This is a genomic window from Kitasatospora sp. NPDC030952 (genome assembly GCF_055571335.1).
In genome coordinates this window covers 62,459-82,421 of the sequence record NZ_JBVIFM010000016.1, presented here as the reverse complement: position 1 = coordinate 82,421, position 19,963 = coordinate 62,459, and the positions used below count along the sequence as shown (strand labels likewise).

The 19,963-nt window shown below is 75.8% G+C and carries 12 protein-coding genes; 2 read left to right on the top strand and 10 right to left on the bottom strand.

Annotation, left to right across the window (positions count from 1 at the left end):
- Positions 1–72: 72 nt before the first annotated feature.
- The 7 genes from ACZ47G_RS25955 to ACZ47G_RS25925 form a co-directional block, all read right to left on the bottom strand.
- A complete protein-coding gene (locus ACZ47G_RS25955; protein WP_465746494.1) occupies positions 73–1,371 on the bottom strand; it encodes an alpha/beta hydrolase family protein in 1,299 nt (432 codons plus the stop codon).
- Positions 1,372–1,419: 48 nt separating this feature from the next.
- Entirely contained in the window at positions 1,420–1,998 is a 579-nt protein-coding gene (locus ACZ47G_RS25950) for a TIGR03086 family metal-binding protein (protein WP_465746492.1), read from the bottom strand.
- A 177-nt stretch (positions 1,999–2,175) separates the two neighbouring features.
- Entirely contained in the window at positions 2,176–2,931 is a 756-nt protein-coding gene (locus ACZ47G_RS25945; RefSeq protein WP_465746490.1) for an SDR family NAD(P)-dependent oxidoreductase, read from the bottom strand.
- Positions 2,932–3,189: 258 nt separating this feature from the next.
- On the bottom strand, positions 3,190–3,960 hold the full coding sequence (locus ACZ47G_RS25940; RefSeq protein WP_465746488.1) for a transglycosylase family protein: 771 nt from the start codon (positions 3,958–3,960) through the stop codon (positions 3,190–3,192).
- A 554-nt stretch (positions 3,961–4,514) separates the two neighbouring features.
- Positions 4,515–5,183 (bottom strand): response regulator transcription factor, encoded by a 669-nt coding sequence (locus ACZ47G_RS25935; RefSeq protein WP_465746658.1) that lies wholly within the window; start codon positions 5,181–5,183, stop codon positions 4,515–4,517.
- Between the two features lie 154 nt (positions 5,184–5,337).
- Entirely contained in the window at positions 5,338–7,002 is a 1,665-nt protein-coding gene (locus ACZ47G_RS25930; protein WP_465746486.1) for a sensor histidine kinase, read from the bottom strand.
- A gap of 36 nt (positions 7,003–7,038) precedes the next feature.
- Positions 7,039–9,588 (bottom strand): SpoIIE family protein phosphatase, encoded by a 2,550-nt coding sequence (locus ACZ47G_RS25925; protein WP_465746484.1) that lies wholly within the window; start codon positions 9,586–9,588, stop codon positions 7,039–7,041.
- A 257-nt stretch (positions 9,589–9,845) separates the two neighbouring features.
- On the opposite strand from ACZ47G_RS25925, the gene ACZ47G_RS25920 reads away from it, so the two are divergent.
- Both ACZ47G_RS25920 and ACZ47G_RS25915 read left to right on the top strand, forming a co-directional pair.
- Positions 9,846–11,156: an outer membrane protein assembly factor BamB family protein gene (locus tag ACZ47G_RS25920; protein ID WP_465746482.1), complete on the top strand. Its 1,311-nt coding sequence runs from the start codon at positions 9,846–9,848 to the stop codon at positions 11,154–11,156.
- Positions 11,157–11,211: 55 nt separating this feature from the next.
- A complete protein-coding gene (locus ACZ47G_RS25915; RefSeq protein WP_465746481.1) occupies positions 11,212–11,847 on the top strand; it encodes a nucleoside/nucleotide kinase family protein in 636 nt (211 codons plus the stop codon).
- Here the strand turns inward: ACZ47G_RS25915 and ACZ47G_RS25910 are convergent.
- The 3 genes from ACZ47G_RS25910 to ACZ47G_RS25900 all read right to left on the bottom strand — a co-directional run bounded on the left by ACZ47G_RS25910 (position 11,795) and on the right by ACZ47G_RS25900 (position 19,729).
- A complete protein-coding gene (locus tag ACZ47G_RS25910; protein WP_465746479.1) occupies positions 11,795–12,652 on the bottom strand; it encodes a DNA-formamidopyrimidine glycosylase family protein in 858 nt (285 codons plus the stop codon). The two genes, ACZ47G_RS25915 and ACZ47G_RS25910, sit on opposite strands and share 53 nt — an antisense overlap.
- Positions 12,653–12,727: 75 nt before the next feature.
- On the bottom strand, positions 12,728–13,192 hold the full coding sequence (locus tag ACZ47G_RS25905) for a universal stress protein (RefSeq protein ID WP_465746477.1): 465 nt from the start codon (positions 13,190–13,192) through the stop codon (positions 12,728–12,730).
- Positions 13,193–13,459: 267 nt separating this feature from the next.
- Entirely contained in the window at positions 13,460–19,729 is a 6,270-nt protein-coding gene (locus tag ACZ47G_RS25900; protein WP_465746475.1) for a beta-ketoacyl synthase N-terminal-like domain-containing protein, read from the bottom strand.
- Between the last annotated feature and the right edge of the window lie 234 nt (positions 19,730–19,963).

Genomic DNA, 19,963 nt, shown 5'->3' with positions numbered 1-19,963 from the left:
AGGCGCGGCTCAGGGCCTGTCGAACACCCCTACCGAGCGCCCCCGTCGAACGCCCCCCACCGCAGCATGCCCCTATCGGCCGTCCAGCCAGGCCGCGATGCCCTCCAGCACCTCCGCCGCCACGTGCCCGGGCCGGGCGTACTCGGCCGGGGTGGCGGGGCCGCTGCCCGGGAGGAAGAGGTGGTTGAGCTCCGGGTGGATCCGCACCGTCACCTCGGGCCGGTCGGCGAGGGCCTGCCGCCAGCGCGTCAGGTCGTCCTCGACGGTCACCTGGTAGTCCCGGCCGCCCTGGAGGATCAGCATCGGGACGGACAGGCCGGCGGCCGTGGCCACCGGGTCGTAGTCGCGCAGGTCGAGCCAGTACGCGGCGGAGAGTCCGAACGGCAGGGCGTCGGCCGGGGTGTCCGGGGTCAGCTCGGGGCCCGCCACGACCGCGGCCTGCCCGACCAGGGTCTCCACCAGCTGCTCCAGCTGCGGTCCGGGCATCAGCGCCGCGAGGTACCGGGCGACCCGGACGGCCGCCTGGTGCATCGGCTGGGCGTCGGCGGCCAGCAACACCATTCCCGCGACCGGGGGTTCGGCGGCCGCGGCGATCCGGGGCGCCACCTTGCCGCCCATGCTGTGGCCGAGCAGGTGGAGCCGGTCGGCGTCGATCTCCGGGCGGGCGCGGAGCAGGTCGAGGGCGGCGAGCGCGGGCGGCAGGTACTCGTCGGCCATGGTGAAGCCGGCGGGCAGCCGGTCCGGGTGGGTGAAGGTCGGCTTGTCGAAGCGCAGGACGGCTGTCAGCCGGGTGGCGAGCCCCCAGGCGAGGTCCTTGAGCGGCTTGTTGGGGCCGCTGCTCTCGTCGCGGTCGAAGGCGCCGCCGCCGCTGAGCAGCACCACGGCGGGCCAGGGGCCCGGTCCGACCGGCAGGGTGAGGGTGCCTGGGACGGCGAGCGGTCCGCTGCCGAGCAGCACCTCGGTCTCGGTGAACCGCGCCGGGTCCGCGTACGCCGGCGGCCGCCAGGCGGCGCCGTCGCCCGGGTCCAGCCGCAGTCCGTGCAGCAGGCCGTCCGGGCCGACCGAGGTGACCACGGTGAAGCCGCCGTCCGCGCAGCTCACCGGGATGCGTACGCGCACCGGCTCGCCATCGGGTTCGGCCACCTCCTCGGCCCCTTCCCCCGCCACCTCCTCGGGCTCCGGTTCGCCGATCGCCGTCACCCCGCCGCGCCCGTCGGTCTCGGTCGCCCAGGCGAGCCGGAGCGCCTCGGCCGGGACGGCGGCCCGCAGCGGCGGCGCGAACAGTTCGACGGCCTCGGCGAAGCCCTCGGCCCGCAGCAGCGCGGCGAACGCGCGGGCCGTCTCGATTACTCGTCCCTGATCATCCCCCATGGTCAAGAACCGTATCAGGAACAGGATTTGACCCCACCGGCCGCCGAGTCACGCGCCCGGGTCGCGGCCGAAGAACGCCGCCAGCCGGTCGTACGCCGGGGCGTCCGCCGGCGCGGGGACTTCGGGACCGAAGGCCTCGCCGCGGTACTCGGGTTTGAGGGCGCCGTGCGCCCAGTCGAGCGCCGCGTCGGCCACCTGGTGGTCCAGCCCGTCGGTGGACTGGCCGGTGGCGTGCGCCAAGTCCCAGGCGTGGACGGCGAATTCGGTGGTCTGCTGGTCGACCGGGAAGCGGGCCGGGAGGGTGCCGCCGCCGGGCCCCGGCACGGTGCCGGTGAGGTCCCCGGCGGCGCGCCAGGCCTGGACGAGCCGTTCGGCGCCGGCTTCGAAGGCGTGCAGCCAGTCCTCCTCCACCCGGTCGAAGGGCTGTGACCAGTCCGGCCGGCCGCCCTCGGCCCGGAGGGTGAACTGCCGCAGGTCGTGGAGGAGGTGGCTGATCAGATCGCCGACGTCCCAGGCGTGGCAGGGGGTCTGGTGGCCGGCCAGCTCGACACCGGTGCCGTCGATCAGCCCGGCGGTCTGGGCGAGCGCCCGGGCGAGCAGGTCGATCGGGTCGTCCACCGCGGTCATGGCACACCTCTCGGTCGGGGTCTGGGTCCTGTCCGGCGGATCGTGTCGGATCAGCGCGCGGCAGGATCCGCCGGACAGGGCCTGGGGGGCGCACGGGTCGTGCCGGGCGATCGTAAGCGCGGTCACCGACGACCGCCCGGCACGACACCGCCGCCCCTGCCGGACGGGCCCTGGGCGTCAGGCGGCGAACCCGCCGTCCACCGACAGTTCGGCGCCGGTGACGTACCGTCCGTCCTCGCCCACCAGGTAGGCGACGGCGCCCGCCACCTCCGCCACCGTGCCGTAGCGGCCGAGGGCGACGAAGCCGCGCTGGAAGTCGGCGGAGGGGCCGTCGGCCGGGTTCATGTCGGTGTCGATCGGGCCCGGGTGGACCAGGTTGACGGTGATCCCGCGCGGGCCGAGCTCCCTGGCCAGCGCCTTGGTCAGGCCGATCAGCGCGGCCTTGCTGGTCGCGTAGAGCGCGGCGCCGGGGAAGACCACGCGCTGGGCGATGCAGCTGGCGATGCTGACGATCCGCCCGCCCTCGGCCAGGTGCTCGACCGCCGCCTGGGCGTAGAGGTACGGCGCGCGGACGTTCACGTCCAGCACCCGGTCGATCTCCTCGATCGAGGCCTCCTCGATCGGCCCGCCGGCGCCGGCGCCCGCGTTGTTCACCAGGACGTCCAGCCGCCCGAACCGCTCGGCGACCTCCGCCACCGCGGCGCGCACCGCCGCCGGGTCGGCGCTGTCGGCCCGCACGGCCCAGCCGGTCCGGCCCATCGCGGTGATCTTCGCGACCACTTCCTCGGCCCGCTCGGCCGAGCCCTGGTAGGTCAGCGCCACGTGGGCGCCGTCCTCGGCCAGCCGCAGCGCGATGGCCGCCCCGATCCCCCGGCTGCCGCCGGTCACCAGGGCCACCTTGCCGTCGAGCGCCGCCGCACTGTTCATCGTCATGTCTTCGGATCTCCTCGTTCACCGTGTTCCGATCGCGCCCCGGCCGGTGTGTCCGGCCGGTGTGCCGCTCTCGGGGTACGGGTCGATCCTGATCCGGATTCCTTGACGTCTCCGGCGGTATTCAGACGTTGCGTTCAATCTTCAACTACGACTCCGCGCGCCCCGGTGGTGCGACCACCGGGAGGTAGTACGACCCGACCCACGAACACGCCGGAACGGCCACCCCCGCACAGGGGTGGCCGCCGGTGTGGAGCCGTGTCAGACGGTCAGCGTCTGCCCCGGGAAGATCAGGTCCGGGTCGGCGCCGATGGTGCGCACGTTCTTGCCGTACAGGCGGTCGGTGTCGACGCCGAACTTGGCGGCGATGCCGCTCAGCGTGTCACCGCTCCTGACGGTGTAGCTGCCGCCGGAGGTGTTCCGCTCCGCCGCCGGGGCCGACTGCGCCGGCTTGGCCGACGGACGGCCCTGCGGGGCCTCCGCGGCGGGCGCCTTGGCCTTCGGGGCGGCCTTGGGAGCGGCGTGCTGGGCGGCCTTCGGGGCCGCCTTGGCGGAGCGCTGGGCCGGCTTGGCCGCCGAGGAGCCCGCGTCCGAGCCCGCGTCCGAGCCGGTGTCGACGGCGGCCGGGGCGCCGCCCTTGCTCAGGCCCGCCTTCTTGGAGCAGACCGGCCAGGCGCCCGGCCCCTGCGAGGCGAGCACCTTCTCGGCGACGGCGATCTGCTGCGCCCTGGTCGCCTGGTTGGCCTGGGGGGCGTACGCGGTTCCGCCGTACGCGGCCCAGGTGGAGGGGGTGAACTGCAGTCCGCCGTGGAAGCCGTTGCCGGTGCTGATGCTCCAGTTCCCGCCGCTCTCGCACTGGGCGACGGTGTCCCAGGCCGAGGAGGGTGCGGCGGAGGCCGAGGTGGCCGTGACGAGGCCGGCCACCGGCAGGGCCGCGACGGCGGCGCCCGCGATGACCGCCAGCCGCAGGCGGTTGCGCTTGACGGTGGCGGTGGTGTCGGTGGCAGCGGCGGTCTCGTGACGGGAAGTCATGAATGTCCTCTCGACAAGCCCCGGGCGGGCAGGCGGAACCAGGCCCGGGACACGGGCCGGTCGGTCGCGCTCACCTCACTCGTCGGGCGGCCGGACACGTGTCGGACGTGCCGTGCCGCCCCGGTCACCTCCACTCGCCGACGGCCTGTTCGAGCCGGTCTCGTCGGCGGGCACCGCCCTCGCGCCGGGGGTCAGTCGGCGGGCCGTGCGTCGGGGTGAACCCGGGTGGCGCTCGTTGCGCCGCCAAGAAAGCTAGGGGCATGTCCGGGGCACAGCAAGCAATTCTTGGTCATCGCAGGTCAGTTGACTGTTACCGGCGGTATCGATCAAGAAACGATGCCCGGTTCGACCGGGTTTGACCGCATTTTAAAGATCGAACGATCAATTTCCGTGCTCGCGCTCACATCTGTCCATCCGTGAAGTCCCGCACACCGTCGACGGTCCGTCACCGATCACTGACGGACCGTCACCACGACATCCGGAGTTCCCCGTTCGGCAAGGCGATCGAGTGGGATCCGTCACCACCGACACCCTCCGCGATCGCGCGAACGCGCTCAGCTACGGCCGTCGAGCTCCGCGTCCCGCGCCAGCAGCGCCGCCTGCACCCGGTTCTCGCAGCCCAGCTTGGCCAGGATCCGGCTGACGTACGTCTTCACCGTCGCCTCGCTCATGTGGATCCGGGCCCCCGCGTCCGCGTTGGACAGCCCCTCCCCGAGCAGCGCCAGCACCTCCAGCTCGCGCCCGGTGAGCACCTCCAGCCGGCGCCGCGCCGCCGCCCCGCGGGCGGCCGCCGAGCCGCTGCGCCCGGAGGCGAGCGAGTCGACGATGTGCCGGGTGGCGGCCGGGGAGAGGAAGGCGTTCCCGCCGGCCGCCGCACGGACGGCCTGGATCAGCTCGTTCGGCGCGGTGTCCTTGAGCAGGAACCCGGCGCCGCCCTCGGTCACGGCGCGCAGGACGTTCTCGCGCTCCCCGAAGGTGGTGAGGATGATCGCCCGCGCGCCGGGGGCGACCCTCCCGAGCTCCCCGAGCGCCGTCAGCCCGTCCATCACCGGCATCTGGATGTCCAGCAGCACGACGTCCACCCGGTGCGCCCTGGCCAGTTCCAGCGCCTCCCGGCCGTCGGCGGCCTCCGCGACCACCTCGATGTCGTCGGCCGACCCCAGGATCATCCTGATCCCGGCCCGGATGAGCGGCTCGTCGTCGGCGACGAGGACTCGGATCACGCTGGTCATTCCCCTCGAACGGTGGTGCGACTGGAGCACCATCCTCACATCCCCGCCCCCACCGTCCCCCGCCCGGGCCGCCCCGCCCGACGCGCCCGGCCTCGGCGGCCTGCCCGGCCCGCCTGCCTGGCCTCGGCGGCCCGCCCGGACGGTGTCAGCTCTTCTTGACGTACTCCACCTTCTCCACCAGCACCCCGCCCTTGAAGCAGAACCGCGCCACGTGGTCGTCCGACCAGGAGTCGCCCGTCTCCGCCTTCGCCAGCGAGTACCAGCGGCAGTGCGAGTCCTCCGGCTGGGGCGGGCCCGCGTGCTGGTAGTCGGAGGTGAAGAAGTCGTTGCCGGGCGGCAGCTGCCGCATCACCTCGGACCTCGACTCCCCGACCCCGATCTGGTCGTAGAGCGACTGCGACACCGTCGAGTCGCTGGCGCCCCGGACGAAGGCCACCACGCCCCAGGCCACCAAGCCCGCCACGATCAGCGTGACCGCGCCCACCCCGGCCGCGCAGCCGAGCGCCGGGCGGCGCCGACCGTCCTCCGCCCCGTCGACCGGCGGCAGACCGGACATCCAGTCCTCCTCCGCCGTCAGCACGGCTGCGCCCTCGGCCTCCGCCCCCTCGTACGGGAGGACGGCCGCCAGCCGGAAACCCTGCTCGGGCGTCGGACCGGCGTGCACCATCCCGCCGACCAGCCGGGCGCGCTCCCGCAGGCCGGTGAGCCCCTGTCCGCCGCTCACCACCGCCCCCGCGCCGGCGCGGGCGCCGACCAGCTCCGGCGCGCCCGGGTTGGTGACCTCCACCACCAGCGCGTCCGGCTCGTACCGGAGCGCGACCGCGATCGGCGCGCCGGGGGCGTGCTTGTGCGCGTTGGTGAGCGCCTCCTGCACGATCCGGTACGCCGCGTGGTCGACCGCCGCCGCGAGCGCCCGCCGCTCCCCCTCGGTACGGAACACCACCTCCGCGCCGGCCGCGCGGGAGGACTCCACCAGCCCCTCGACGCCGTCCACCCCGCCCCGGGAGGGCGCCGGGCCGGGGGCGCCTGCCGCCGGCGGCAGGGCCGTCGACTCGTCGTGCAGCACCCCGACCACCTCGCGCAGCTCGCGCATCGCGGCGACCGCCGCCTGCCGCAGCACCCCGACCGCCTCCCGTTGCCGGTCGCTGAGGGTGCGGTCCACCTCCAGCGCGCCCGAGTGCACGGAGATCAGCGCGAGCTGGTGGCCCAGGCTGTCGTGCATGTCCTGGGCGATCCGGTGCCGCTCGCGCAGCCGGGCCTGGTGCACCACCATCGCCCGCTCGCGTACCAGCTGGTCGTTGCGCTCGCGCAGCGCGTCCAGCAGGGCCCGGCGCTGCGCCCGGTAGCGGCTGTAGAGGGCGGGCAGCACGGCGAAGACCAGGAAGACGCCGAGCGACAGTCCGATGATCAGCTTGGACGAGCCCGCGGCGCCGTCCTTGAGCATCCCGAAGGTGGAGAACACCAGGTAGCTCAGCACGAAGGCGCCGACCAGCCGCCACACCCGGCCGATCCGCGCCCCGGCCACCCAGCCCGCGCACACCAGCAGCAGTACCGGCCCCACCGACCAGCCCGCGATCGCCCCGGTCAGCACCAGCACGGTGGCCGGGAAGCCGCGCCGCAGCACCCACAGCACCGCGACCGCGAGACCGAAGGGCCAGGCCAGACCGGTGCCGGCGACCAGCTCCAGCAGCCCGGTGAGCACGGCCAGCAGCAGCGCCACCACGGCCTCGCCCACCACCCGCCGGGGCCGCCACGGCCCCGGGAGTGCCGTCCGTACCACCTTCGACCAGGCCCGTGCGATTGCGTCCACCCGTCGAGGCTAACCGGGCGGCCGTCCGGGCCGCGGTCACCCTTCGTCGCCGGCGGGGCCGACGAAAGTCGCCTCTCCGGGGCCGCTGCCCGAGCCGCCGGCCTCCCCGAAGACCGTGAGCAGCAGCGCCACGTCGTCCACCCGCCCCGTCGAGCCGACCTCCCGGATCAGCCGCTCGGCCAGCTCCTCCAGCTCCTCCCCGGGCCGCCCGTGCGCCAGCGCCGCCCGCAGCCGGTCCACCCCCTGGTCGATCGCCAGCGCCGGGTCCTCCACCAGCCCGTCGGTGTACAGGGCGAGCAGCGAGCCGGGCCGCAACCGCAGCTCGCTGACCGGGTACGCGGCGCCGTCGTCCACGCCGAGCAGCGGCCCGCCCGGGACGTACAGCGCCTCGGCCCGCCCGTCCGGGTGGCGCAGCACGGGCGGCAGGTGCCCGGCCCGGCCGATCCGCACGGTGCCGTCGGCGGGGGTGAGCCGGACCAGGCAGCAGCTGGCGAGCAGCCCGGGGTCGAGGTCGAGCAGCAGCCGGTTGGTCCGGGCGAGCACCTGGTCGGGCGGTTCGCCGCCGCTGGCGAAGGCCCGGACGGCGCTGCGCAGCTGACCCATCGCGGCGGCGGCGCCGACGCTGTGGCCCTCGACGTCGCCGATCACCAGGGTGAGGTCGGCGCCGGTGATGATCGCGTCGTACCAGTCGCCGCCGATCTCCATGCCCTGGGTGCCGGGCAGGTAGCGGGCGGCGGTCCGGATGCCGGGCACCTGCGGCAGCCGGTGCGGCAGCAGGGCCTGCTGCAGACCGCGGGCCAGGGCGAACTCGGCGTCGTAGAGCCGGGCGCGCTCCAGCGCCTGGGCGATGAAGCCGCCGAGGCCGGTGAGCAGGCCGCGCTCCTCGAGGGTGAAGGGGTGCGCCCGGTCGAAGCCGAGGATGCAGCTGCCGACCGGCCGGCCGGAGGCGATCAGCGGCAGGAAGGCCCAGGCGCCCATCTCGTCCAGGGCGAGGCCCGGGTAGGCGGCGGCGAGTTCGCGCACCGACTCGAAGAAGATCGGGGTGCCGGTGCTGAGCGCCTCGGCGCCGGGCACCCGGGCGTCGAGCGGGGTGCCCTCGAAGCCGTCCAGGAAGCCGTCGGGGTAGCCGCTCTGCGAGACCAGGTGCAGCCGCTGCTCGCGCACCCCGTAGATGGCCAGCTCCTGGCCGCCGAAGGCCGGGAGGATCTCCTCGGCCACCGCCCGGCACACGTCGCGCACGGTGGCGGCCTCGGTGAGCGCACTGGCCAGCTGGAGCAGGTGGTGGGTGCCGCCGACGCCCCCGACCCCGCCCGTGCCGGCGCCGGCGGTGGCCGGGGAGAGCAGGGCGGCCGGCGGCTCGGCCGTGCCCGGCGGGGCCTCGGCGGCGACCACCCGGGCGGTGACGCCGTGCGCGTCGGGGAAGAGCGAGAAGGCCAGCCAGCCGTCCGGCGGGCGGGCGGCCAGGAAGGCGGTGGGCTGCTGGGAGAGCAGGGCGGCGCGGTAGCGGTTCTCGTAGAAGGGGTCGGCGAGCCAGGGCAGCACCTCCCAGGGGTGGTGGCCGACGAGGTCCGCCGCGCTCGCCCGCAGCAGTGGCTCGGCTGCCCGGTTGGCGTAGCTGATCAGGCCGTCCGGGTCGAGCGCGAGGACGCCCTCGTGCAGCCGCTCGACGGCGGCCGCGGCGGCGGTCAGGGTGCGGACGTCCAGGACGGCGCCGACCAGGTGGGTCCGGCCGTCGGAGATCGCGCCGGGCACCCGGGCCCACAGCTCCACCGGGTGCGGGCGGCCCGCCGGTCCGAGCACCCGCACCCGGGCGGCCAGCACCTCGCCGCGCTCCAGGGCGGTCCGGGCCGCGGCCCGGAACCCGGGCACGTCCCCGGGGGCGATCCGGCCGGTCAGGCAGCCCACCGTGCCGTCGAACTCGCCGGGCGCGAAGCCGAAGATCTCCCGGAACCCGACGTCCGCGGCGAGCGCGCCGGTGGCCACGTCCCAGTCGAACAGCCCGACCCTGGTGCTCGGCGCGGACGCCGACGGCAGCTCCACCACGGCGGCGTCCCCGGCCGGCTCCACCGGCTGCCCGGAGGCCACCGACTCGGCCAGCCCGGCGCCCAGTCGGGAGGTGATGGCGGTCAGCTGCGGGCCTTCCCGGGCCGGCCCGCCCTCGTCCGCGGCCGGCCACAGCGCGCTGAGCACCCCGAACCGCTCCCCGCCGTGCCCCACCGGCACGCAGACCGAGACGAACTCGTACGGCAGGCCGACCGCGAGCTGGGGGAAGCGCCGCATGGTGTCCTCGGAGTCGGACAGCGCGATGCTCCGGCCGCTCCGGAAGCAGACCGCCACCGGAAGCGGCCCGGCCGCCGCGATCCGCCGGAACGGGCTCATGATCGACAACGGCAGCCCGGCCAGGGTGCGCAGCACCAGCGACCGCCCGTCCCGCGACCGCAGGTACACCATCGCCGCGTACGCCCCGGTCGACCCCAGCACCCCCCGGACGGCCTCCGCCAACAGCTCGTCCCGCCGGTGCTCCGCCTCCGGGCCCGTCCCCCCGACCGGCTCGCCGGCCCCACCGGTCAGCTGCGGATGGCGCATGCTCCCTTGCTACGTCCGCCCCGGAACCGTGTCAAGGCGAACCCCCACCGCCTCCGGTCCACCTCCGCCCCCTCCGGCACCGGTTCGGCCACCCACGCCCCGCTCCCCCGAGCGGGTGATGTCCCGTGGATCGTCGCCGGGCCCGCGACGCCGGGGCGGCCGCCCCACGGCGATGGCCTGGGATGGTTCGGGGACTGTTCGATATCCTCGCGGCGGGTGGTGGCGCGGTGGCCGCCGGGGGTGGAGGCGAGGGCCGTATGAAGTCGTCCGAGGGGCCCGCGCGGGAGGCGGCGTGGCAGTGGGACGGGCCGGTGGACGGGGCCGACGGGGTGTCCGGGGACGTGATCGGCCAGGGTCCGGACGGGGGCGGGCCGCGGCTGAGCCGGCGCGGGCTGCTGGCCGGGGCCGGGGGGCTGGCGGTCGGCGGGGCGGCGTGGGCGCTGAGCCGTGCGGGTGGGGCGCCGACTCCGGGCCCGAGCAGGCCGCAGCCGACCGGGGTGTCCGGGCCGACGCCGCTGTGGACGTACCGGGGCGCACAGGCGATGACCCCCGAGCGGCTGCTCGCCCCGCCGCAGCGCCCGGTGTTCCTGTCCAAGGCCGGGTTGCAGGTCCTCGACCCGGCGGGCGGTGATCCCCGGCGGCTGCTGGTGTTCGACCCGCCGCGGCCCACGGACTGGCCGAGCGACCTCGAACTGCCCGGCGGGAAGGTCGCGATCGGGCCGGAGCACCTGTTCAGCACCGAGTCGAAGGGCCACCTGGACGCGCACCACTTGAGCGATCCGGCCGGCGACTGGAGCCTGCCGCTGCCGGAGGAGCTGCAGGGCCAGTGCAAGCTCACCGGCATGGACGGCGGTGTCCTCTTCGGTTTCTCCTGGGGCCGCGGCCGCCCGGAGCAGGCCTCGGCGGAGAACCGGGTGTTCGCCCTGCGGCCCGCCGACCGCTCGCTGCTCTGGTCGCTGCCCGCCGTCCAGCAGGAGCTGCCGGTCACCCCGCTCGCCGCGGACGGGAAGTACCTCGCCTGCGCCCGTTCCCTCGGCGACCACTCGCTGCTGGTGGTCCGGCGCGCCGCCGACGGCCAGGAGCTGTGGACCGCCCCCGGCCAGGAGGACCTGCGCTGGTGCGCCGCCGACGCCGGGCGCCTCTACCTCCCGGACGGCACCGGCGGCGTCCGCACCCTGCGGGTCTCCGGCGAGCCGGACTGGACGGCCTCCCCCGCCCGCGGCGAGTCCTGGCGGGCGCTGCCGCCGCTGCCGGACGGCCCCCAGGTGTACGTCCCGCGCGACAACGGCGTGGTCACCGCGCACGACGCGGAGACCGGCGCGGTGCGCTGGACCTGCCGGGTGCCGTTCCTGCTGGACCGCCGCAGCCGTCCGGTGGTCGCCGTCGGCACGCTGTTCGTCCCGGGGCCCGCGGCGGGCGGGGTGTGCGCGATCGACACCCGGTCCGGCCGACTGCTCTGGACCTTCCGCGACTCCGGCCCCGGCCGGGACGTCTGGGCGGTCGCCGTCGACGACCGTCACCTCTACGCGGGCCACGACGACGTCCTGCACGCGCTCCCGCTGGCGTGACTCCGCTGACCTGAAACTGCTGGGCCGGGAACGGCCGAACCGGCAGGATGGCCTGGTGAAGGTACGCCCGATCTCCCCCGACAAGCTGGCCGAGCTGCTCGCCGACCGGATCACCGAACTGCCCGGCGCCGGCGAGCGGTGGCTGCGGATCGCCGTGGACGGCGCCGGGCCCGCCCGGCCCGAGCTGCTCGCCGACGCCCTGGTGGAGCCGCTGCGGCTGCGCGGCCGGCCCACGCTGCGGGTGTCGGCGGCGGACTTCCTGCGCCCGGCCTCGATCCGGCTGGAGTACGGCCACCACGACGCGGACGCCTTCCACGACCTCTGGCTGGACGACGGCGCCCTGCTGCGCGAGGTCCTGGACCCGCTGGAGCCGGGCGGCACCGGCCGGGTGCTGCCCTCGCTGCGCGATCCGGCCACCGACCGCTCGACCCGCGCACCGTACGTCCGACTGCCGCCCGGCGGCGTGCTGTTGCTGGACGGCGCGCTGCTGCTCGGCCGCTGGCTGCCGCTCGACCTGACCGTCCACCTGGCGCTCACCCCGGCCGCGCTGGCCCGCCGCACCCCGGCCGACCGGCAGTGGACGTTGCCCGCCTTCGCCCGCTACGAGGCGGAGACCGGGCCGGCCGAGGCCGCCGACCTCACCGTCCGGGTGGACGACCCGCGGCACCCCGCCCTGGTCGAGCGGCCGTGACCGCGGAAACCGCCGGGGCCGGCCCGCGCTGGCAGTAGGGGCACCAGAACACCGCCCGGTCCCGGGGGGCCTCGCCCTGGCGGCCGGCCAGCACGGGTGTGACGCAGCGCGGGCAGGGCCGCCCGGCGCGGCCGTAGACCCAGTGCCGGTAGCCGGGCCGGGTGTCACCGGTGGTGACGTGGCCGGGGCGCAGCTTGTTGGCGTCGAGCATCTGCCGGGCGCGTTCCACCAGCCGGTCGGGGTGCGGGACTTCACCGACCTCGGTCCACGGGGTCACCCCGGCCACGAAGCACAGCTCGTTGGCGTAGACGTTGCCGATCCCGGCCAGGTTGCGCTGGTCGAGCAGGGCCTCGACGAGCGGCCGGGTGGGTCGGGCGGTGAGCCGGTGGACGGCCTCGACCGGGTCCCAGTCGGGGCCGAGCAGGTCCGGGCCGAGGTGGCCGACGGCCCGGTGTTCGTCGGTGGTGCGCAGCAGCTCGACGACGGGCAGCCGGTAGCCGACGGCCGTGCCCTGCTCGGTGCCGAGGACGGCGCGGATCTGGTGGGCGGGGCCGCCGGTCCAGAGCTCGCCGGGGCGGTAGACCTCCCAGTGGCCGTCCATCCGCAGGTGGGTGTGCAGGGTGAGGCCGCCGTCGAGGCGGGTGAGCAGGTGCTTGCCGCGCGGGCGGACCTCCAGCACCCGGCGCCCGGCGAGGGCGGCGGTGGCGTGGGCGGGCACCCGCAGCTCGGCGCTGGTCAGCAGCTGTCCGGCGAGGGCCCCGTGCAGCCGGGCCGCCACGCGGTAGATGGAGTCACCTTCTGGCATGAGTCCATTCTGATCCGCATGGCGGCCCGGCGCGGCACGGCCCCTCGGCCGGCACCAGGTCCGGCCGGACAGGGCTTAGTCCTCGGCCGCACCGTCCGCCGTCCGGCCCTCGCGCACCACGACCACCGGGCAGGGCGCGTGCTCGGTGACGTGGCGGCTGACCGAGCCGAGCAGCACGCCGGAGAAGCCGCCGAGGCCGCGGCTGCCGACGACCAGCAGCGCGGCGCCCTTGGCGGCCTGCAGCAGGGCGCCCGCCGCGTTGCCGGGCAGCACGTTCTCGGTGACCGCTACGGGCGGGTCCGCGCCGACCACCTTGGCGACGCTCCCGGCGAGCGTCTGGCCGGCCAGTTCCTCCGGGTTGAAGGACACGTCGGTAGGGGCGGCGGTCCCGCCCCAGCCGTAGAAGGCGGGGTACTCCCAGGCGGCGACGGCGTTGACGGTGCCGCCGACGGCCTCGGCGTAGTCGACGGCCCAGCGCAGGGCCTGCTCGGAGGCGGGCGAGCCGTCCACGCCGACGACGATCCGGGGTTTGCCACTCATGTGGGTGCTCCTTCGCTTGGTCCGGGTTGCCCGTGCCGGGTTCCGGCTGTGCCGTGTGCCGGGAGGCGACAGGTGTCACTGCTGAGCCCGACCGGCCTGGGTGAAACCGTGGGGTGGAACGCCGTCAGGGCCGGCAGGGCCGATCGCAGACCAGGTCGAGTCAACCACCCGTTCGAGCCCCCCGCCCGCTCGGCGCACCCGCTCCAGCGCAGCCTGGTCCGGCCCCACCGTGACCGGGGTCTGCGGGGCCGGGGTCCGGAGCCGGGGTCAGTTCACCGTCCGGGCGAGCCACGTCCGGATCGCTTCCGCCGTCGTCGCCACGTGCTCGTCGAGCATCGAGTGGTGGTCTCCGGGGACGTCGCCGGGGCGCAGGTGCAGGGTGGGCTCGACCGTCTCCTCCGGTCGACCCAGGAAGATGCGCACGTACGCGCCCATCGCCGCGAGCGCGGGCTCGTCCAGCCTGACCGCGGTACGGGCCGCCAGCCCGGTGAGCCGTTCCTCGTCCCTGACGGGGTGGGTGTCCAGCAGCACCACGGCCTCGGCGCCGACCCGCTCCGCGACGGCCTGGGCGACCAGGCCGCCGGTGGAGCGGCCCAGCAGCACCACCGGTCGGCCGAGCCGCCTGATCGAGGCGGCGTGCGTCCGGACGAGCGCTTCCACGTCCTCCGGCACCTCGCCGCCCTCGTACCCCGGGTGCGGGAGCAGCCACAGGCCCGGGAGGTGCCGGGCCAGCAGGCGGTACTCCCCGGGAGGCGAGGTGAAGGCGGGGAAGCAGACGATCGCCGGGCCCTCGCCGTCGCCCTCGCCGTCTCCGTCGCCCTCGCCCCCGCCGGCGCCGCCGCTGAGTCGCGTCGGGGCCACCGACGGGAGCGTCGCCGCCGACGGCAGCGCCCACGAGGCCGAGACGAGCAGGTGCATGGCCTCCTGGTGGCGGCCCAGCCCGCAGAGCCTGTGGTACAGGAAGGCGAGCGTTCCCGGGGCCGGCGGCGGGCGCAGCTGCTCGGCGATCGCCCTCGGCGTGGGGGAGTCGAACACCACGGTGGCGGGCAGGCGCAGGCCGGTCCGCTCCTCCAGCCTGTTGCGCAGCTCGATCGAGGTCAGCGAGTCGAAGCCGAGGTCGGGGACCGGGGTGTCCGGATCCACCTCCGGGTAGCTCAGTACGGCGGCGATCTCGGCGCACACCAGTTCCAGCAGGTTCGTCGGCCGGGCCGGTTCCGGTGCGCGCCGCGGTTCCGGCCGGGGAGTCCGGTCGTAGGCGATCGGCACCAGGACCGGCTCGTCGCTGCCCAGCGCCGACTCCAGGAGCGCCACGCCCTCCGCCGGGGTGAGCGGCACCGGGCCGGGACCGGCGGTCCGGTCGGCCATCATCCCGACCGTCCACGGGCCCCAGGCCAGGGAGAGCGCGGGGAGCCCCGCCCGCCGCCGGTGGCGGGCGAGTTCGTCCAGGTAGCTGTTGGCCGCCGCGTAGTTGGCCTGCCCGGCGTGGCCGAGCACGCCGGCCGCCGAGGAGAACAGCACGAAGGCGTCGAGGTCCCGGTGCGCGGTCAGCTCGTGGAGGTGCCAGGCGGCTTCGGCCTTGGGGTGCCACACGGTCGCCAGGCGTTCCGGAGTCATCGAGGCCAGGATCCCGTCGTCGAGGACCCCGGCGGTGTGCACGACGGCCCGCAGGTCCTCGATCGAGTCGACCAGTGCGGCCAGCGCCACCCGGTCGGTGACGTCCAGCCGGGTCTCGCCGCTGCGGCTGGCGACGACGACGCGCACGCCCTTGTCCCGCAGGTGGTCGGCGACCGCCCGGCCCAGCGCGCCGCCGCCGGTGACCAGGACGGTCCCGCGCCAGGCGAAGGCGCCGCCGCCGGCCACGGGGACCAGCTCCGCGTGCTCGGCGACGGTTTCCGGCCCCCCGTCGCCGAGTTCGGCCAGGGTGAACCTGCCGGGGTGTTCCCGCTGCGCGACCCGGACCAGGCCGGCCACCGCCGCTCCGGCGAGGTCGTCCGGCCGCACCAGGACGGTCAGGTGCTCGTGATCGGCCTGCAACTCCCGCAGGACGAGTGCCAGGGCGGCGGGCGCGTCCCCGGCCGGTACCTCCAGCAGCTTGCCCCGTGGGGGTTCCGACACTCGCTGCCACTGCGGGCGGTACAGGGAGCCCCGGCCGGTTCCGGTCGTCCGCGCGGTGAGCGACTCGACGTACGCCACCGGTCGGCCCGTCCGGTCGGTCACGTCGATCCGCCCCGCGCGGATGCGCACGCGCAGGGCCGTGGCGCCCCGGGCCAGCAGGTGCACACCGCGCAGGACGTACGGCACCCCGCCGGTGAGCAGCCGGGCCGGGTGCAGGGCCGCGTCGAACAGGGCGGGGTGCAGGGCGAACCGTCCGGCGTCGGGGAACTCCCCGCGCACCTCGCCGAAGAGTTCGTCGCCGCGGCGCCACATCCGGCTCAGCCCGCGGAACGCCGGACCGTAGTCGGCGTGCTCGACGTCGAGCTCCTCGGCGCCCGGCGGGGGCCACTCGCCGGTCTCCACCTGCGGGGGCGGCCCGGAGTCCAGTCGGCCGCTCGCGCAGCGGACCCCGTTCGCGTAGACCTCGAACGGCCGTGCGCCGTCGGGTTCCCCGGGCCGGACGACGACCTCGGCCCGCCGGGTCCGGGGCAGCGGCATCGCGGTGTGCAGGACCAGTTCCCCGACGCTGCCGCACCCGGCCCGCTCCCCGGCGTACAGCACCAGTTCCAGGATCGCCGTGGCGGGCACCAGCGCGGTCCCGTCGACGACGTGGTCGAGCAGCCAGGCGGGGCTGAGGTCGGCGACGCACACCACCTCGCCCGAACCGGGCACCACGACGGTCGACTCGATCAGCGGATGCTCGGCGCCCCGGTCGAGCCAGTAGCGCCGGCGTCGGAAGCCGCGGGTGCCGCGCAGCCGGGCCGCCGCCCGCTCGGGGTCGGTGGTGGGGACGACCCCTTCGACGAGGGCGCCCAGGGTGTTGCCCGGGCCGAGTTCGACCAGGGTGGCACCCTCGACCGCGGCCACGTGGTCGGCGAAGCGGACCGTCTCGCGCAGGTGTCGCACCCAGTGGCCCGGATCGTCCGGGCGGGCGCCGATGACCGGGATCGTCGGCGGACGGTACGTCAGGCCCTCCGCCACCCGGGCGAACTCCGCCAGCACGGGGTCCATCAGCGGCGAGTGGAAGGCGTGGCCGACGGTGAGCCGGGTGGCGTGCTCGAACCCGGCGGCGATGGCGAGGACTTCCTCCTCCGGCCCGGACACGACGACCGAGTCCGGGCCGTTGACGGCCGCGATCGCGGTGCGGGGGGTGAGCCGGACCTCGCTCTCGGCGGCCCGGAGGGCGACCATGGCCCCGCCCGGCGGCAGCCGCCGCATGAGCCGTCCGCGGGCGGTGACGAGCCGCGCGGCGTCGGGCAGCGACAGGACGCCCGCGACGTGGGCGGCCGCGATCTGCCCGACGGAGTGCCCGATCAGCGCGTCCGGGCGGTACCCCCAGGACTCCAACAGGCGGAACATGGCGACCTCGTAGGCGAACAGGGCCGCCTGGGCGATGTCGGTGCGGTGCACCAGCTCGGTGTCGACCGCCTCCCGTACCGCCGGGTCCAGGTGGGCCCAGGCCTCCTCGAAGGCCGCGCCGAACACCGGGTGCCGGGCGGCCAACTCCCGCCCCATCCCGGGCCGTTGCGCTCCCTGCCCCGGGAAGAGGTACGCCGTCCGCAGCTGCTCGTACTCCTCGACGATCACGTGTGCGTTGGTCCCGGAGATCCCGAACGCCGACACCGCGCCACGGCGCGGACGGTCCCGCGCCGGCCAGGGCGTCGGCTCGGTGACCAGGCTGACCCGGCCGGCCGTCCAGTCGACCTCGCGGGAGGGCTCGTCGATGTGCAGGGTGGCGGGCACCGTGCGGTGTCGCATCGCCATCACGGTCTTGATCACCCCGGCGACCCCGGCGGCCGCCTGGGTGTGCCCGAGGTTGGACTTGACGGTGCCGACCAGGACGGGGGCCGGCCGGTCCTGGCCGTAGGTGGCGAGCAGCGCGGCCGCCTCGACCGGGTCGCCCAGGGCGGTGCCGGTGCCGTGGGCCTCGATCACGTCCACGTCGGCGCCGGTCAGCCCGGCGTCGGCCAGCGCCTGCTGGATCACCGCGGCCTGGGCGGGGCCGCTGGGCGCCGTGAGGCCGTTGGAGGCGCCGTCCTGGTTGACCGCCGAGCCGCGCAGCAGGGCCAGGATCGGGTGGCCGTTGCGCACCGCGTCCTCGACCCGCTCCATGAGCAGCAGTCCCACCCCTTCCGACCAGACGGTGCCGTCGGCGGCCGCGGAGAACGGCTTCACCCGTCCGTCGGGGGCGAGGCCGCGCTGTCGGCTGAAGGCGACGAAGCTGTCCGGGCTCGCCATGACCGTGGCGCCCCCGGCCAGGGCCAGGTCGCACTGCCCGCTGCGCAGCGCGTCCGCCGCGAGGTGCATGGTGACCAGGGAGGAGGAACAGGCGGTGTCCAGGGTGAGGGCCGGCCCGTGCAGGCCCAGTCCGTAGGCGATCCGCCCGGACGCCACGCTGCCCGCCGAACCCAGGGCGAGCTGGGGCAGGAGCTCGTGGTCGGCGCCCCGGAACCGGCCGGCGTAGTCGTTGTACATCAGGCCCACGAAGACACCGGTGTTGCTGCCGCGCAGCGACTCGGGGGCGATGCCCGCCCGTTCGACCGCCTCCCAGGCCGTCTCCAGCAGCAGCCGGTGCTGGGGGTCGGTGGTCAGCGCCTCCCGCGGTGACATCCGGAAGAACGCCGCGTCGAAGTCGGCCGCGTCGGCGAGGAAGCCGCCGCGCGTCACGTAGCTGGTGCCGACGTGGTCGGGGTCGGGGTGGAACAGCTCGTCGAGGGGCCAGCCCCGGTCCGTGGGGAAGTCCGTGATGGTGTCCTGGCCGGCGGCGACCACCCGCCACAGGTCCTCGGGGCCGGCGATCCCGCCGGGGTAGCGGCAGGCCATGCCGACGATCGCGACCGGCTCGGTGGCACGGCGGGCGGGCGGCGGCCCGCCGTCCGTCCCGCCGGTCAGGTGGTCCGCCATCGCGCGGGGCGTGGGGTGGTCGAACACCAGGGACGGGCGCAGCGCGACCCCGAGTCCGGTGCCCAGCCGGTCGCGCAGCCGTACGGTGCCCAGCGAGTCCAGACCGGCCTCGGCGAACGGCTGGTCCGGCTCCGGTGCCCGACCGGTGATCGCCTCGGTCTCCCGGCGGACCAGGTCCAGCACGTACTGGAACCGCAGCCGTCGCCGGGCCGGCTTGCCCGAGGACGTCTGCGGGATCCGGCTGACCGGGCGGATCACCTCCGGTACCCGGTGCGGTGGCAGCTGCCGACGGCAGAAGGCCAGGACCGCCGCCGGATCGGCGTCGCCGACGACGTAGCCGACCGGCACCTCGCCGAGCACCGCGTCGGGCTCCCCCGCCACGGCCGCGTCCCGGACGTCCGGGCAGCGGGCCAGCACCTGCTCGAGCTCGGCGGGGTGGATGTTCTCCCCTCCCCGGATGATGATCTCGCTCGCCCGCCCGGTGACCACCAGCCGGCCGTTCTCCTCCCGGCCGAGGTCCCCGGTGGCCTGCCAGCCGACGGCGCCGGGCATCCGCAGCTGGATCTCGCCGTCGACGAACCGGGTCTCGATCCCGGGCAGCACGACGCCGTCGACGGCGACCTTCCCGGAGGCCTCCGTGCTGCCGTAGCCGTCGTGCAGCTCGTGGCCGGACGCCCGGCGGAAGCGGTCCCGCAACTCCTCCGGCAGCGGAGCGCCGGCCGACAGGCAGCGGGGCGGCAGCGGGGCCCCGACTTCCAGGAGCTGGGTGAAGACCGTCGGTACGCCGCCCAGTGCCGTGAACGGCGTCCGGCGGAGGAGCTCGGCCGCCGCCTCCGGCGTGAAGCGGTCCATCACGTGGGCGCTCGCGCCCAGGGCCAGCACGCCCACCACGCACATCGAGTGCCCGAAGGCGTGGAACAGCGGCAGCGGCCAGAGCAGGTGGTCCTCGGCGGACATGCCCAGCAGTCCCCGGTAGGCGTGGTCGGCCGACCGGAGCCAGGCCGCCTGCGTCGACAGCACGCCCTTCGGGTCCCCGCTGGTCCCCGAGGTGTAGTGCAGCCACGCGGGCGCGTCCGGTTCGAGGTCGTCCCGGGCCGGCGTACGGGTGGGGGCGAGCAGGTCGTCCACCGTCACCACCCGGACACCGGACATCCGTCGGGCCCGGGCCAGGTGGGCGCGGTCGGTGATCACCAGGTCGGCGCCGCTGTCAGCCAGCCGGAACCGGAGGTCGTCGTCGCCGATCCGCGGGTCGAGCGGAACGCCGACCGCGGCGGCGCGTTCGACGCCGAGGGTCGCGGCGATCGCGGGCACCCCGCCGGCCAGGTACAGCGCCACCCGGCTGCCGCGCTCGACCCGGAGATTGCCGGCCACCAGGGCCGTGTGGCGGGCGAGGTCGCCGTAGCTCAGCGCGCCGCGGGCGTCGGCGAAGGCGGTCCTGTCCGGATGCTCCGATGCGCGACGGAGGATCAGCTCGTGCATCTGGCACCCCTGCATTCCGCGGTGTGGTGAACGGGTTGTCGCAACGGTCACGCGTGGCGTGATCGTTCGTCAAATTCGCTCCGCCTCCGCGCGGCGGCACCACGGCGTTTCTCGTGGATTCCGCGGACCCGCGCCCCGCCTGGTCCGAGTCGGCAGCGGATGGCCCTCCGACCTGGAGAGCTGCCGGGTGGTGCCGGGACGGGCCCCGGCGCCGTTCTCGGGCGAGTCGCCTCG

What these genes read in the sequence shown, in the direction of transcription:
- ACZ47G_RS25955 (WP_465746494.1), bottom strand. Translation starts at nt 1,371, where the DNA reads ATGGGGGATGATCAGGGACGAGTAATCGAGACGGCCCGCGCGTTCGCC.
- ACZ47G_RS25950 (WP_465746492.1), bottom strand. Translation starts at nt 1,998, where the DNA reads ATGACCGCGGTGGACGACCCGATCGACCTGCTCGCCCGGGCGCTCGCC.
- ACZ47G_RS25945 (WP_465746490.1), bottom strand. Translation starts at nt 2,931, where the DNA reads ATGACGATGAACAGTGCGGCGGCGCTCGACGGCAAGGTGGCCCTGGTG.
- ACZ47G_RS25940 (WP_465746488.1), bottom strand. Translation starts at nt 3,960, where the DNA reads ATGACTTCCCGTCACGAGACCGCCGCTGCCACCGACACCACCGCCACC.
- ACZ47G_RS25925 (WP_465746484.1), bottom strand. Translation starts at nt 9,588, where the DNA reads ATGCGCCATCCGCAGCTGACCGGTGGGGCCGGCGAGCCGGTCGGGGGG.
- ACZ47G_RS25920 (WP_465746482.1), top strand. Translation starts at nt 9,846, where the DNA reads ATGAAGTCGTCCGAGGGGCCCGCGCGGGAGGCGGCGTGGCAGTGGGAC.
- ACZ47G_RS25910 (WP_465746479.1), bottom strand. Translation starts at nt 12,652, where the DNA reads ATGCCAGAAGGTGACTCCATCTACCGCGTGGCGGCCCGGCTGCACGGG.
- ACZ47G_RS25905 (WP_465746477.1), bottom strand. Translation starts at nt 13,192, where the DNA reads ATGAGTGGCAAACCCCGGATCGTCGTCGGCGTGGACGGCTCGCCCGCC.
- ACZ47G_RS25900 (WP_465746475.1), bottom strand. Translation starts at nt 19,729, where the DNA reads ATGCACGAGCTGATCCTCCGTCGCGCATCGGAGCATCCGGACAGGACC.